Source organism: Spirosoma flavus (genome assembly GCF_054778555.1).
Map to the genome: position 1 here is coordinate 11991 of NZ_BAAGZL010000010.1, position 16376 is coordinate 28366.

At 48.5% G+C, this 16376-nt stretch carries 7 protein-coding genes; 6 read left to right on the forward strand and 1 reads right to left on the reverse strand.

Going from position 1 to position 16376, the window contains the following annotated elements:
• Positions 1-6 precede the first annotated feature (6 nt).
• Entirely contained in the window at positions 7-270 is a 264-nt protein-coding gene (locus tag ACYVF1_RS30845) for a hypothetical protein (RefSeq protein ID WP_461086332.1), read from the forward strand.
• Positions 271-345: 75 nt separating this feature from the next.
• Here the strand turns inward: ACYVF1_RS30845 and ACYVF1_RS30850 are convergent, their stop codons facing one another.
• Positions 346-600 (reverse strand): hypothetical protein, encoded by a 255-nt coding sequence (locus tag ACYVF1_RS30850; RefSeq protein WP_461086334.1) that lies wholly within the window; start codon positions 598-600, stop codon positions 346-348.
• 192 nt (positions 601-792) lie between these two features.
• Between ACYVF1_RS30850 and ACYVF1_RS30855 the strand changes: the two genes are divergently transcribed.
• From ACYVF1_RS30855 to ACYVF1_RS30875, 5 genes are all read left to right on the forward strand, one after another.
• Positions 793-1986, forward strand: coding sequence for a glycosyltransferase family 2 protein (locus ACYVF1_RS30855; protein ID WP_461086336.1), 1194 nt, complete (start codon positions 793-795; stop codon positions 1984-1986).
• A gap of 443 nt (positions 1987-2429) precedes the next feature.
• Positions 2430-3134 (forward strand): TolC family protein, encoded by a 705-nt coding sequence (locus tag ACYVF1_RS30860; RefSeq protein ID WP_461086338.1) that lies wholly within the window; start codon positions 2430-2432, stop codon positions 3132-3134.
• 4 nt (positions 3135-3138) lie between these two features.
• Positions 3139-5331 carry a GumC family protein gene (locus tag ACYVF1_RS30865; RefSeq protein WP_461086340.1) on the forward strand — a complete coding sequence of 731 codons (2193 nt, stop codon included), beginning with the start codon at positions 3139-3141 and terminating at the stop codon, positions 5329-5331.
• A 104-nt stretch (positions 5332-5435) separates the two neighbouring features.
• Complete coding sequence (locus ACYVF1_RS30870; protein WP_461086342.1) at positions 5436-12146, forward strand: amino acid adenylation domain-containing protein; 6711 nt, start codon at positions 5436-5438, stop codon at positions 12144-12146.
• A 12-nt stretch (positions 12147-12158) separates the two neighbouring features.
• A complete protein-coding gene (locus tag ACYVF1_RS30875) occupies positions 12159-16259 on the forward strand; it encodes a non-ribosomal peptide synthetase (protein ID WP_461086344.1) in 4101 nt (1366 codons plus the stop codon).
• Positions 16260-16376: the final 117 nt, after the last annotated feature.

Here is a 16376-nt window from a genome sequence, read left to right on the forward strand (position 1 = left end):
CTAGCCATGGCATTCATCAATCCTAAAACTGGCCATAAAGTAACTACCAATTGGGTGATTAAGTCCCTTGGCGATGCCGTACAGCTACATATTATTATCATTACGTCGTCGGCACCCGAAACCATTCCGACGGGTACCAAGGGAATTATTGATGCAATTCGCGACAACCGCATTTATATTACGTTGATTCATCCCGATCACGGGACGATTTTTCTGAATATTGATAGTCATTCGTTTGAATCGTACTTCAATATCGAATCGGGAATTTAGACGCCATTTTTAAGAAGCATTAATAGGCTGATAATGTCCTGGGCACGGGCATCTCTGAACGCGAAAATGCTGTTATTACGTAGTTTGCCGAATAGCTGATTTGAGGTAATCGAGAGCAATTCTACAGATTACCTGGTCATCAATATCTACTACTCGTTCGCCCCGATGCTCGTAGGGCATAACCTGATTTGTCAGCGCGTCATAAATACCGTAAGGAAGCAAATCGTACTCTTCGTAGCCCCAGAATAAAAAATCGATGGCGTCGACGATTTCATTAAATCCGACGGCATAACCGATTTCCTGCTGAGCAAAGACAACAATATAGCGCATGCTTTATATACGCGAATAATGCGTACAGGGTTGCGTCGGCCGGTGTGACTTGATTGCTAAATCTGGGTCAAATAGATATACGTTTCTGGCAAAATAACACTACACAAGGTGTTGGTAGCCTGATACTCATCCGATAAAAACTAGAACAAACCGGTTCTTTACGTTTGCTAAAATTCTGTTGCTCTTTGAGTTATGATTGTTCTTTATGGCCTCTATCTGATTTTTTTAGGATTTATTTCGCTTAACGTACTGTATTGGGCGGTGTTTGCCATAGCAGGCCGATTAGGTCGGGCCGACGACACCGATACGTTGCCTGAACCATCAGTTTTTCGAAAAATTGGTGTGCTGATTCCAGCCTACAAGGAAGACGCGGTTATTATTGATTCGGTAACTGATAATCTAAAACAGGAGTATCCCGGCGATCGATTCGATCTGATTGTGATTGCTGATTCCTTTCAGGCCGATACGCTCGCCAAACTAGCTACGTTACCAATTAAAGTGCTGGAAGTATCGTTCGAAGTATCGACGGTTGCGAAAGCCATCAATTCAGCCTTATCAAGGTTACCAATTGAAGAATATGATATCCTCGTTGTTTCAGATGCTGATAATCATATGGCACCGGATTTTCTGAGCCGCATCAACAAAGCATTTGCGCAGGGTTGGAAAGCCGTTCAGGGGCACCGGGTTGCCAAAAACATTAATACAAGCGTAGCCATTCTTGACGCTGTCAGTGAAGAAATTAACAATCATATTTTCCGGAAAGGTACCCGTGTTCTGGGTTTGTCATCGGCTACGATAGGATCGGGGATGGCGTTCGAACCCGCATTGATGAAGTCAGCAATGGCTACTCAGCGTACTATGGGTGGTTATGATAAAGAGTTGGAAACCAACGTAGTGCTAAGCGGCCATACAATTGCCTATCTGGAACACGCCTACATTTACGATGAGAAAGTGGCGAATCGAGCAGTGTTTCAAAATCAGCGTACACGCTGGATTGCCGCTCAGTGGCAGTTTGTTACGTTGTATTTTGGGCAAGGAATCCGGGACGTAGCAAGGGGAAAATTTGCCAGTGGTTTCAAAGTACTTCAAGCTGTTGTATTACCCAAAATTCTGCTGTTGGGTATGTTGCTGCTCGGTTTATTCATTGGCTTATTTACGGGCGTTTCAATACTCTGGCAACTGCCGCTGACTTTTGCGCTGGTGCTTGGCGTAAGCCTTATTATTTCGGTGCCAGCGTACTTGTGGAAACGGGTTAGTGTCCGCGAATTCCTCCTGATTCCGATGGTGCTTTTTAGTTTCGTTCGGGCCCTGCTAAATATGCGCAAAGCCTTCAAACGATTTATGCACACTCCTCATACCGGAAGTCCAAATCCACAAGGTTCATAAACAGATAGTAACCTTTGCGTAAGTATAGCCGTCGTGAGGGTCGTATATAACATTTCCGCGAAATGTATTATATGCGACCCACACGGCGGATCTTTTTTTATGTGCAGCTTACTCATATTCTAATCATATTCTAATAATCAAAACCTGTCGCAGTTGTGACAAAACGTGTAAGCTTGAGTCAAAAGTTTATTAACAACGAAATGATTTGAGGGGAGTGATTTCGTTGCGTAGTAAATAGCAGTTTGTCTTATTCTGTAAAACAGTAACTTCGCACAGGACTGCTTTCACAAGGAATAGATACTCTGGCAAACTTATAAAGAATGAATTCGAGTTTTAATAAATTTCAAAGTATTGTTTTTTGTCGGTTTAATTGCCTGCTTCTAGCTGGCTTTTTGTCGTTAACAATATGTCATGGACAGCAAAAAAGGGGAGCTCGTGGTCTTGTGTCATTTGGAGCCTCGTCGGGGCTTGCTGAGGATACACTTTACCTTGATATCAATCAGGACATCGCTGTTCAGTTGTTACCATTCGATGAAATTGTAAAAGTTGCTGTTACGCATTCTCCACTGATTAAATATCAAAATGAAGTGGTCAATGGCCTGGATGCTGCCCATTCAGTAGCTAAAGTACAGATACTGCAAAATTTGTCGGGATTTGCTAACTATTCAACTGGAGATCAGTCGATTATAGGAACGTCTAACCGAATTTCAGGGCAGGATATACTTGGGCAGGTTGCTAATGGGTATCGTGTTGGAGTTGATCTACGTTTGCCGGTTTATGAACTCTTTGGTCGGAAGCACCAGATACGAGTGGCACAGGCAAATTACAAAGCGGCTGTTACACAGAAAGAGGTGATTGAACTGCAACTGAAGCGGGAACTGATCGCCATTTACCAGGATATGATCACGGCGCAGCAACTGCTGAAAATACGGCTTATGGATGAACAGGCTTCTCTAACTGCCTTGCGGGTTGCTGAAGCTGAATTACAGAAAGGAACTGTTACCGCTGATGCTGTTTCAATAATTACCAGCCGTTATGTGCAGGCTAAGACATCTTCCGAGCAGTCGAAGGGTGATTTTTTAAAGAATGTTCATTATTTTGAAGCGTTAACAGGCTCACCCATCCAACGACTGAAACGTAATAACTAACCGTATGACTATTGAGGTATTTTTTCGTCTGCTGAAACAGCACCTGCTCTGGTTTATTTTGCTGCCCATTGTGGCGGCTGCGGCTGCTTTTTTTGCTACCCGAAACGAGCCTAAAGTCTATAAATCGCAGGCTACGTTATACACGGGGCTGGTATCGGGGTATTCGCTGCTGTCGGATAAGCAAAGCATGTTTAACGACCGGTCAGCCAGTGCAATTGATAATATTCTGACGACGCTTAGTTCGCGGGAGACCGTTCTGCAAATCGGTATTGGACTGCTGACCGACCACCTGCGCCTGCGCCAGCCTGATACGTTGGTGCTTGGCCCGAAGGGTTACCAGGAGTTGCATCAGGCTATTACGCCGGCTTGGGAGAACCTGTTTTATATCGCTGCTGACTCGACCTTGCTACGTCATACCATTGATAGTCTGGCTAAGGTACCCTCTGACAATCCAGTGAAAGCCCTGCTGCTCACATCCAATTCGTATTATTCGGTGCAGAATCTGGCTGAAGATATTAAAGCAACTCCGCGTAAAAACACGAATGATATTCTGCTGATGGAGTATGAAGCAGATGATCCGGCCGTTGCGCAGAGCACGCTACGTTACGCCATTGCCATTTTAAATAAACGCTATTCGACTCTAAAAACCTCTGAAACTAACTCAGTTATAGGGTATTACGAGTCTAAATTGGAAAAAGCCAAAAATAAACTTGCTCAGGCAGAAGAAAACCTGCGGGCATTTAGTACGGAACACCAGGTGCTTGATTACGATGAGGAAGCGCGTAACATGGCTACGGCGCGGGAGTCGATGAGTCACGAGTACAACCAGGAACTGTTACGTAAAAATGCCGCCAAAGCCGCGCTGGATGCGCTCAATAAGCGGGCGGGGCAGCAAAGTACGGTTCGTGTGGCGAATAACGACCTGAATGATAAACAGAAAAAACTGACAGAAGCCGAAAATAAATTGGCTAATGCCAAAGCGTACGGACAGCCGAGAAATGTGATTACTCAATTGCAAGCGGCTGTGAATCAGGCATCGGAAGATTTAAAGATCAGTGCTCAGAAGTATGATGCCGTCGCCAACGCGTCTGATGCGGTTCCGAATCAAACCGTCGCTAACGACCGATTGAATAAGTCGCTGGAATATGAAGAATCGTCGGCGCGGCTGGAATTGTACCAGAAGCAAATGAATGATTATCAAGCCAAAGCGGACTCGTATGGTCCGTTGGGCACGCGACTCCGTCAATTGAAACGGGATCAGGAAATTGCTGAAAAAGAATATCTGGATTTGTTGAACAACGTAGAGCAATCGCGGACGCGCCGGCAGGACGTATCGATTGGTGGTACGCTCGAGATTCTGGATGCTCCTGATTTTCCGCTACTGCCCAAACCATCGAAGCGTTTTCAGTTAATTGCCGTTGGTTTTGGCGTAGGCTTGTTTATTGCCTTGTTACTCACGGCACTACGTTTCTGGATGGACAAACGCATCAAGTCGCCGGAGCAAGCTGAGTCGATGATTGGTATGCCCGTTACGGCGCTGTTCCCGACGGTACGTAAACCGATGGTGTATACGAAAGCGACACGGGCCGCAAAGAGTATGTTTGAACAACTCTTCAACGCTATTAACATTGAAGTTACCCAGAACACCACCAAACCGTATCCGCCAATTATTACGTTGTTCAGTATTCGGTCGAAACAGGGAAAATCCTGGGTATCCAATGGGTTGATCGAACTTTACGAAAAAGCTGATCAGCAGGTTGCTTATTGTTACCCCCGCGTAACCGGAAAAGAACAAATAGAACGACGTCATGGAGTTACGTTTTTTCCGTATACTGTTCGTCCCGACTTTATGAACGTAACCGGTATCGATTACCTCATCGATTACAGTCATGGGTTCGAAGCATCTCAATTCGATCGAATTATTTTGGAAATTCCAGCGCTGATCAACAATCAGATCCCTGTTTATCTGCTCAAAAGCAGTGCTTTATCTTTATTTATAATAGACGCTAATAGTCCCTGGGCACGGGCCGAAAAGCAATTGCTGAGTATGTACGTGCGCGTTACCAATCAACCCATATTAACAGTACTAAATCGGGTTGAAGGAAACTACGTTGATGTGCCCCGGCGGGCCGATGGCATGCCAACAGCTACTCATCAGGAGCGCACCTTGCAATCGCAGCGTAACGTAATAGAGTGACGAACAGCCAGTAGCCTTCTTAGGTGAAATTGTTTAGCCTACCCTGGGTGGGTTGATTATTTCATGGTTTTAGTTGAGTAGATGAATCTCAGTTAATTACCCTTATGCAGGTCAAGAATAACATAGGATTGAGTAGTTCCAGCCCGTCGTATATTCACGAATGGGTGGAGCGAATTGCCGCTACGTATCCAATGAATATCGCCGTTGTTTCAGGGGATCGTTCGTTACGTTATGACGAGCTCAATCAACGGGCCGACGAACTCTGTCAGGCTATCCTGCATACGGCTCCCGAAGCTACTGTCATTGGCATAAGCACTACCCGCAGTCTGGAAATGATTGTCGGTGTACTGGCGATTCTGAAAGCTGGAAAAGCGTACCTTCCACTCGATCCGGCTTACCCGGTTTCCCGGCTGGAACAAATTATTGCTGATTCTGGACTGACCACCTGCCTCGCTACTACGCAGGACGAACAACTCTTTGCTGATCTGGAGATTAACGTAGTAATTTCTGACCGTTCATACCAGTATGCAAGCAAAGTCGCTACGTCTCCAAACGAACTTGCTTATGTCCTCTATACATCTGGTTCAACGGGTAAGCCAAAAGGGGTTTGCATGGGCCATAGTCCGTTGCTGAACTTGTTGCAGTGGCAGGAAAAACATTCTGAAGCCAATATCGATACGCGCACCTTGCAACTGGCACCACTGAGTTTCGACGTATCGTTTCAGGAAATTTTTGCTACGTTGTGTACGGGTGGTACGTTGCTGCTTATCAATGAAACGCTACGTCTCGATTTGACGGCACTGCTACGTTTCATCGACGAACAGGCTATTAATCGCTTGTTTCTGCCGTTTGTGGCCCTTCAATATCTGGCCGAAGCGGCTGTAAGTACGCAACGGTTTCCGAATGCTCTGCGGGAAATTATGACGGCGGGTGAGCAGCTAAAAATCACTCCACAGCTTGTTGAATTCTTCTCAAATCTATCCGATTGTAAGCTGTTTAATCAGTACGGCCCTACGGAATGCCACGTTGTTACGCAGTTGAAACTAGATGGTCAGCCAAATACATGGCCTGCCTTGCCCACCATCGGTGCCCCTATCGACAACGTAACGGTTCATGTTGTAGATGAAGCACTAAATCTCCTGCCTGATGGCGAAGTTGGCGAGCTGTGTTTCGGTGGCGAATGTCTGGCTGAAGGATATCTGAATAACCCTACGCTGACGAACGAAAAATTCATTCAATTAGCGGTTACTGGTCAGGATTCGATACGTATCTACCGTACTGGCGACCTAGGTCGGCGGTTAAGCGACGGGACTATTGAATTTTTAGGGCGTCGCGATGATCAGGTAAAAATTCGGGGACACCGGGTTGAATTGGGTGAGATAGAAGTTGTCATTAATCATACTGCCGGCATAAAACAGGCCGTTGTGGTGGCGCGTGAGGGCGTTGATGGAACAAAACAACTGGTAGCTTATCTCGTTTCGGCAACGGAACAGGCTGATACGCTAGCACTTCGGCAGGCGTTGGAAGCCCGTTTGCCAGAATATATGATGCCGTCGGCATTTGTGTGGCTGGAAGAGTTGCCTAAAACTACCAGCGGCAAGGTCGATAAAAAGCGACTCCCAGAGCCCGAACGCAAACGCCCTGAACTGGCAGTTGCTTTCCGCAAGCCCAAAACCCGACTGGAACAGATAGTGGCTCAATTGTGGTGTACGGTGCTGCAACTCGATAAAGTCGGCTTGGATGATAACTTTTTTGAATTGGGTGGAAACTCCCTGCTGGCTCAGAAAACCGTAGCTGGTTTGGCTGGTCAGCACTACGTATTGCCAGTTACAAAACTCTACCAGTTTCCGACCGTAGCGGGCATAGTACGTTACCTACAGCCAACTGATGAACAACCTGCTCGCGACGTAATGCCTTCGCCAGTGCTACGTTCAGCAACCGCGCAGGGCGACATTGCCGTGATTGGTATGGCCGGTCGTTTTCCGGGTGCCAGCACCATTGATGCACTGTGGAACGTACTGAAACAGGGGAAGGAAACAACCCGATTTTTCTCAGAAAACGAGCTCGATGACGCTGTTCCGGCGGCTCTCAGAAATGATCCATCTTATGTAAAAGCACGGGGTATCATCGACAACGCTGATCAGTTCGATGCGTCGTTTTTTGGCCTCTCGCCTAAAGTGGCACAACTGATGGACCCGCAACAGCGCGTTTTTCTGGAAATCGCCTGGGAAGCGCTTGAGCAAACAGGTTATCTGCCGCAGCACTTTCATGGGAGGGTTGGCGTGTTTGCAGGTTGCGGCAACAATACATATTACCTGAACAACGTACTGGGAAACACTGATTTGGTGAATCAGGTTGGGGCGTTTCAGGTAATGACGCTGAATGAGAAAGATTACATTGCGTCGCGTACGGCTTACCAGTTGAACCTTAAAGGACCGGCAGTTAGCGTTTATTCGGCCTGCTCTACGTCGTTGCTGGCAATTACGCAGGCCGTTCAGAGTATCCGCGACGGTCAGTGCGACGTAGCGCTGGCGGGTGGCGCGAGTATTACAACACCAATACGTAGCGGACATCTATATCAGGAAGGCGGTATGTTCAGCGAGGACGGTCATTGCCGGTCGTTCGATGCCGATGCGCAGGGAACCGTTTTCAGCGATGGCGCAGGCGTAGTTTTACTGAAAAGTCTGGAAGCTGCCCAACGCGATGGCGACACAATTTTCTCGGTCATTAAAGGTATCGGCGTCAACAACGATGGTGCCGGAAAGGGCAGTTTTACAGCACCCAGTGCTGAAGGACAGGCCGGAGCGATTTCCATGGCGATTGCCGATGCTGGTATCTCGCCCGAAACAATAAGCTACGTAGAAGCTCATGGAACGGCCACTCCTCTCGGCGACCCTATCGAAATCGACGGGCTGGTGCAGGCTTTTGGCGAACAAACCGAAAAGCAATTCTGTGCGATTGGCTCCATCAAAAGCAACATGGGGCACCTGACGCAGGCTGCGGGTGTAGCGGGTTTCATCAAAACAACGTTGGCACTTTATCACAAACAATTGCCTGCATCGCTGCATTACCGGAAAGCGAATCCGGCGATTGATTTTGCCAGCAGCCCGTTTTTTGTGAATACCCAGCTCACTGACTGGACGCTACGTAGTGGTCAGGAGAACACGCTACGGCGAGCGGGGGTTAGTTCGTTCGGGGTAGGGGGAACCAACGTTCACGTAGTATTGGAAGAATTTGCTAGTAACGTAGCACCCTCCGTTGAGAATCCAGAACTACCACAGCTTGTTACGTGGTCGGCGAAGTCAGCGAAAAGTGCCGATGCCTATGGTCGTCAATTGGCCGATACGCTACGTGTCAATCCGGCGCAGAACATAGCAGACGTAGCCTTTACCCTGCAAACGACTCGCACTGATTTTGCCCATCGCCGATTCATGGTAGCGACTACCGCCATGGAATTAAGCGATAAATTGCTGGCTCAGGACGGCCCTGCTGTGCGGTCGTCTCAGGTAATGGCACAACCGGATGAGGTTGTGTTTATGTTTCCTGGACAGGGTGCCCAGTTCCTGAATATGGGTCGTGGTTTGTACGAAAACGAGAACATATTTAGGGCCGCCGTCGATACCTGTGCTGAATTGCTAAAAGGGCATTTGGATAAAGACATTCGTCGGGTAATGTATCCGGAAATAGCTGATTCTGAGGCCGAACAACTCCTGAAAAATACGCGCTATACCCAGCCTGCTTTGTTCGTGACGGAATATGCGCTGGCTAAACTTTGGATGAGTTGGGGCATTGAACCGACCATTTTCTGCGGACATAGTATTGGTGAGTTTGTGGCTGCGCATCTGGCTGGTGTTTTTTCACTGGCTGATGCGCTAGCACTGATTACGGCTCGGGGCCGTATGGTGAGCGAACTACCGCGGGGTAGCATGCTTTCGGTGCGAATGGAGGCCCAGAAAGTGGAAGCCATTTTGCCTGAAACATTGTCGATTGCGGCCATCAACAGCCAGCGGCTCTGCGTGGTAGCGGGCCCCGACGAACACATTGCCGATTTCGCTCGATTTCTTGACGAACAGGACGTAGCGAATCAGCCATTAGTAACTAGTCACGCCTTTCATTCGTCCATGATGGACCCCATTGTCGATGCATTTGCGGACGTAGTAGCTAACGTTTCGCTGGGTCGTCCACAAAAACCTGTCGTTTCGACTGTAACCGGCGATTGGCTAACGGATGCACAGGCAACCGACCCGCTTTACTGGGCCACGCACCTGCGTTCGACAGTCCGTTTTGCAGACGCCCTCAATACAATTTTTACACTCGAAAATCCGCTGTTGCTGGAAGCTGGTCCGGGCCAAGTAACAGCTACTCTGGCTCGTCAAATGGCTGGTAAAAAAGTTGTTACAGTGCTGGGTGGACTGGTCAACCAACCCGATTGGACAACAACCCGGCAGTCAATGCTTACTACGTTAGGTCAGCTTTATCTAAACGGTCTCAACCCCGATTGGAAGGCGTTTTATGCCGAACAATCCCGCCGGAAACTAAGCTTACCGACTTACTCTTTCGACCGAAAGTACTGCTGGATTGATCCCGTCAATAGAATACCCGCTACGTCGTCAAGTAACGTGCCAGCAACGGAGGTGACGAACGTAGCAGCGGCAAACCACACCAATATAGTACCGAACACCAACTTCATGGCTGCGGGTATGCCAACCCCGTTATCCATTATGAGAAAAGACACCCTAATTAATCGAATCAACTACCTGCTTGAAGAAGCGTCGGGCATTGAGATGCAGGACGTACCAGCCGATAAAAGTTTTCTGGAAATCGGTCTGGATTCACTTCTGCTGACTCAGGTGGCGTTAACGTTGAAAAAAGAATTCGGTTTGCCGATTACATTCCGGCAGTTAACGAACGAATATACTTCAACAGCATTACTGGCTGATTATCTGGACAAAACGATTCCGGCGGAAGCCAGTCAGCCTACGGCAGTAGCCACTCCATCGGTGGCGCCTGTTATGCCCGTTGCACCCATTGCTCTAAATACTACGTCTGTTGGTGGGGATTCGGCGTTGAGCCTCATTGCCGAACAACTTCAATTGCTGGCACGGCAGGTAGCTCTATTACAGGGTGGAACACCGCAGCCTGCACCTGTGCAAGCGCCAGCTACTACGTCAGTTGCGCCGGTCAAAAATGGTACGTCACCCAAGATTGTTTTAAAGCCAGTCAGTGATACGTCGGACTTAAGTGTCGAGGAAAAAGCTGAGCTAAAAAAGCCTTTTGGGGCTACGGCACGTATCGAACGGCAAGCTTCGGGTTTGCCCGCTAAGCAACAGGAGTTCATCGACCAACTGACCGAGCGCTATAATCAGAAAACGGCTAGCAGCAAAGCCTACGCCCAGAAACACCGTTCGCAGATGGCCGATCCGCGGGTAGTGTCGGGATTTCGGCCGCAAACCAAAGAGCTGGTCTACCCACTGGTCGTCAATCGCTCAAAAGGTAGTCGATTGTGGGACATCGACGGAAACGAGTACATCGACGCCCTGAATGGTTTTGGTTCGAACATGTTTGGCTACCAACCTGACTGGATTAAGGAAGCCTTACACGCGCAAATCGAGCATGGTTACGAAGTGGGGCCACAACACGAACTGGCAGGCGAGGTAAGCGAATTAATTTGTGAATTGACCGGCGCCGACCGGGCCGCGCTCTGCAATACGGGATCAGAAGCTGTACTAGGGGCCATGCGTATTGCCCGGACTGTTACTGGCCGTTCGTTGATTGTGGCCTTTTCGGGGTCATATCATGGCATTGTCGATGAGGTGCTGGTACGTGGTACCAAAAAGTTGAAATCGTTTCCAGCAGCCCCGGGCATTATGCCCGAAGCCGTGCAGAACATGCTGATTCTGGATTACGGCACCGAGGAAAGTCTGTCCATTATTCGAGAGCGGGCGCACGAACTGGCTGCGGTATTAGTTGAGCCTGTTCAGAGCCGGCGGCCCGAGTTTGTGCCCATTGAGTTTTTAAAGCAGTTGAGAACCATTACGTTAGAATCGGGAACGGCGCTGATTTTCGATGAAGTAATTACTGGTTTTCGGACCCATCCGGGTGGCACTCAAGCCTTATTTGGTATCAAGGCTGACCTTGGAACCTATGGTAAAGTGGTCAGCGCGGGTATTCCGATTGGCGTGATTGCTGGTAAACGGCGATTTATGGATGCGCTTGATGGCGGCTTCTGGCAATTCGGTGATACGTCGGTGCCGGAAATAGGCGTTACGTATTTCGCCGGTACGTTTGTGCGGCATCCACTGGCGCTGGCAGCCGCTAAAGCATCGTTGACGTATATGAAAGAGGCAGGTGCTGAATTACAGCAACAGCTTACGAAAAAAACGAAACGACTGGCCGATGCACTGAACACAGTAGTTGAACACCATCAGCTTCCTTTATTTGTAGCCCAATTTGGCTCTTTATGGAAAATAAAGTTTAAAGAAGATGTGGTTTGTGGTGAGTTGTTGTTTACTTTAATGCGTGAAAAGGGAATACATATCTGGGATGGCTTCCCATGTTTTCTAACGGAAGTCCATACAACCTCAGAAATCGATTTAATTATTCAGCACTTCACCAACAGCATCAACGAAATGATCGAAGCTGGTTTCTTCAACGGAAATTCAGCTAAATCAGATGGAGAAAAAGCAAGTGGCTCAACTTTTGTAGATAACGTACCACCGGTTTTAGGTGCCCGATTAGGGCGCGATCGAGCTGGAAACCCGGCTTGGTTTGTTCCTAACCCTGATCAGCCCGGTAAGTACTTACAGGTTGACTAAAGCAGATTACGAATGGTGAAAGATAGTACGAACGTAAATCTTGTTGCTGTTGATTTTGATCCCTTTGCTGGACCTGAAATTGTACGCCTGGCCCCGTCGACCGAGCCGCAGATTGAAATATGGACAACCTGTCTGTTTGGGGGCGACGACGCAAACCGAGCATTTAACGAATCTGTTTCGCTACGATTCAAGGGTTCGTTAGACCGTCAGGTGTTTGATCGTGCCTGGCAAGCCGTGTTACAGCATCATGAAGCACTCCATTCGGCTTTCAGTGCCGATGGAAAGCAGATGTGCGTTTTTGACGCGCTCGATTCCAAACTGCTTTATTCCGATTATTCTTCAAAAACCACCGCTGAACAGGAAAAACTCATTCAGGAATACGTTCAGCAGGACGCGCTATTTTTGTTCGATCTGATCAATGGACCGCTCATAAAAGGCAGCCTCATTAAATTATCGGACAAGGTTCACCACTTTACGCTCACGGGCCATCACATCGTCTGCGATGGCTGGTCGTTGGGTATTCTTTTACAGGATCTGAGTAAGTTTTATTCGGCCTACGTTCAGCAAATTCAGCCTAGTCTATCCGAAGCGCCCCATTACAGCGAATATGCCCTTGAACAGCAGGCGTTTATGGCTAGCGCTGAACACCGGCAAGTTGAGAAATTCTGGTTAGATCAATATCGCGGGAGTGTGCCCGTGCTGGATTTGCCCACCGATTTTGCGCGCCCGGCGTTACGTACCTACGACAGCAGCCGCATCGATTACCCACTTGATGCCTCGCTGGCACTGGCAGTCAAGCAAATGGGCTTGAAAGCAGGTTGTAGTTTTGTCACAACGTTGCTCGCTGCGTTCGAGGTTTTCCTATGTCGGCTTACTGGGCAAAGCGATATTGTAGTGGGGCTTCCTACCGCTGGTCAGTCGGCAACGGGCTATTTAAATTTGGTGGGGCATTGCGTAAATTTGCTGCCGCTACGTAGTTTCCCGCAGCCTGAACAAAGCTTTCTCCAGTTTTTAAAAGCCCGGAAAGAAGCCGTACTGGACGCGTACGAACATCAGCGCCTGACGTTCAGCAGCCTGCTCAACAAACTGGCCATCGCTCGTGATCCGTCGCGGGTGCCGCTGGTTCCCGTTATTTTTAACGTAGATATGGGCCTGGACGATGGTGTTGATTTCTATGGACTTACGTATAAGCTCATCAGTAACCCTCGCCAGTTTGGCGCTGTCGATTTATTTGTCAATATCAGTGGCAACGTACCGACTAGTGCCTCCAGCGAACCCATGATTATTGAGTGGGCCTATAATAATCAACTATTTAAAGAAGAATCGATTGACCGGATGATGACCGAATTCGTCCATATTTTGAAAGAATTGGTCGGTAAACCGGATATACTGATTGAGCAAATTCAATTGACCAATCAGCACGAACAGTTGAAAAAGTTAGCGGAGTGGAATAATACCAAAGCTAACTATCCGCGAGATAGTGCCCTGCCCGAATTGCTGTCGCAGGCTGCAAAACAATATCCTGACAAAACAGCGCTTGTTTTCACCAATCCAAATGTTCAACGCCCCACGTTAACGTATCGCGAACTGGATGAGACCGCCAATCAGGTAGCGCATGTCATTCAGCAACATGGTGTTGGCTCGGGTACAGAACGTCGCGTCGTTGGCGTTGTGCTGGATCGGACGCCCGAAATGCTCATTACGTTGCTGGCGGTGATGAAAGCGGGCGCTGCCTACGTACCGATTGATCCTGAATATCCACACGACCGAATTGCGTTTATGCTGGCCGATTCGTCGGCGAGTATGCTCATTACGTCGACAAAATACCATGTAGGGAACGGTGCTACGTATCAGGCAGGTGGGCGGTTGACGAATCAGACGACGGTTCTGCTCATCGACGACGTATTAAAGTCGCTCGATGAATACTCAAAAGAGCTCCCCGAACGTATCGTTTCGCCATCCGATCTGGCGTATATTCTGTATACATCCGGATCAACAGGCCAGCCGAAAGGCGTATTGATAGAACACCGCAATCTGGTGAATCTGCTGTACAGCATGATTCCTTGGCCAGGAATCACGGAAGACGATAGGCTGCTGGCGGTAACAACCATCTCGTTCGACATTGCCGGTCTGGAATTATACCTGCCGCTGTTGGTTGGTGCTACGTTGGTGCTGGCCGACTCGGAAACGACTCGCGATGGCCGAGCTTTGCTTACCGTGTCGGAAGAACAGCAGATTTCGATCATTCAGGCAACACCGGCAACCTACAAAATGATGCTGGCGGCTGGTTGGGAAGAGCCATTACCGCTGAAAATTCTTTGCTGCGGAGAGCCACTGTCGAAAGATCTGGCGCAGAAGGTTATAGCCCGCTGTGATTCGCTCTGGAACATGTATGGCCCTACTGAAACAACCATCTATTCGACAGGAAAGCGGATCCTGGCTACTGATGAAATCATTACCATTGGCCGACCGATTCAGAATACGCAGGTTTATATTCTGGACGAACAACTGAATCCATTACCGGAAGGAGTCGTTGGCGAAATCTATCTAGCTGGAGATGGCGTAGCGCGTGGCTATCTCAACCGCCCGGAACTGACACAGGAGAAATTCGTGCCGAACCCATTTGATACGTCGAAAAAGACGAAGATGTATCGTACGGGCGACCTTGGTAAATTCATGGGTGACGGCGAAATCCATTGCCTGGGACGTATCGATCAGCAGGTAAAAATTCGCGGTTACCGGGTTGAACTGGGCGAAGTTGAGCATGCGCTGGTGACACAACCGGGTGTTAAAGACGTAGTGGTAATAGCTCGCGAAGACCGCCCTGGTGATCAGCGACTGGTTGCCTACGTGGTGACCGACCCTTTCCTGACGGCTGACGCCTTTTTAGCACGCGTACCCACCTGGCGTATCAAGCTTCAGGACGTATTGCCGACGTACATGGTTCCATCGGATTTCGTCAGTCTGGAGCAATTACCGGTTACGCCAAATGGCAAAATTGACCGAAAGGCGCTGCCTAAACCAGATTCGTTCACCTCAGAAAAAGGGGAGTTTGCCCAACCAGTTACGGACACCGAAAAGTTGATCGCCCGCATCTGGGCCGAAGGGCTTGGGATGGAGAAAGTAGGTATCGACAGTGACTTTTTCGAGCTGGGTGGTCATTCCATGATTGCCGTTCAGGTGATGACACAGCTCGAAAAGGAAACCGGCCGACGCCTGCCTTTGTCGACACTGCTCACATACCCAACCATTCGGAAGCTGGCGCAGCTTGTCCAGACTGAAGAGCAACCCACTACGTGGAAATCGCTGGTGGCTATCCGTCCGCAAGGAAATAAAGTTCCTATTTATATTATTCATGGAATTGGTCTAAATCTCCTGAACTTCAGTGGATTGGTTAATTACATGAATCCGGAGCAACCCATATACGGTTTGCAGGCACGTGGGCTGGATGGGAAGGAAGAACCACTTGATAATATGGAGGCCATCGCATCGGCTTATCTGGAAGAAGTGATGCAGCAGAATCCCGATGGGCCTTACGCTATTGCGGGTTACTCGTTTGGCGGATACGTAGCCTTGGAGATGGCGCGCCAGCTCAAGGAAATGGGTAAGGAAGTGAAATTGTTGGCCATGTTCGATACGAACGCGCAAGAATCGGATAGCCGTCAGGATATGTTTAGCTGGATACGCCGGAAAATATTCCGGCAGTTTCCCAAAATGTTATGGATTACGAAGTCGCTGTTTCGTCATCCGATGCTCACTATTCGGTATCAACAGCACTACGTAGAGCGGCAGGTAAAAGCACTTTTACTAGCGACTGGTCTGCAGAAACCGCCGGTGGTTGAGAAGGAGTTTGACCAACTCAATGCGATTATGGAAAAGCACGAAATTGCTTTCTATAATTACAAAATGCGCCCTTATGATGGTATTGTCGACCTGTTTAAGGCGCAGATGCGCGTGTACTTTGTGGATGATAATAAGTTTCTGGGCTGGAAAAAATACGCCTTAAAAGGAGTACGCGTCCACAGCGTTCCCGGCGACCACGAAATGATGCTACTTCCGCCCAACGATAAGGTATTTGCCGAAGCACTGCAAAAGGCGCTGGATAACAGTTAGTGTGCTACGTGAAAACTATGAAGTAGCTCTATAGTAAGCTATTAGAAAGTAGACAAATCAGGCTCGCCCAAAGTTAACTGCATTTGGGCGAGCCTGATTTGTTATACTACGTAGTAC

Excerpts from the sequence above, each read along its gene's own strand:
- ACYVF1_RS30845 (WP_461086332.1), top strand. The coding sequence starts at position 7 with ATGGCATTCATCAATCCTAAAACTGGCCATAAAGTAACTACCAATTGG.
- ACYVF1_RS30850 (WP_461086334.1), bottom strand. The coding sequence starts at position 600 with ATGCGCTATATTGTTGTCTTTGCTCAGCAGGAAATCGGTTATGCCGTC.
- ACYVF1_RS30855 (WP_461086336.1), top strand. The coding sequence starts at position 793 with ATGATTGTTCTTTATGGCCTCTATCTGATTTTTTTAGGATTTATTTCG.
- ACYVF1_RS30865 (WP_461086340.1), top strand. The coding sequence starts at position 3,139 with ATGACTATTGAGGTATTTTTTCGTCTGCTGAAACAGCACCTGCTCTGG.
- ACYVF1_RS30870 (WP_461086342.1), top strand. The coding sequence starts at position 5,436 with ATGCAGGTCAAGAATAACATAGGATTGAGTAGTTCCAGCCCGTCGTAT.
- ACYVF1_RS30875 (WP_461086344.1), top strand. The coding sequence starts at position 12,159 with ATGGTGAAAGATAGTACGAACGTAAATCTTGTTGCTGTTGATTTTGAT.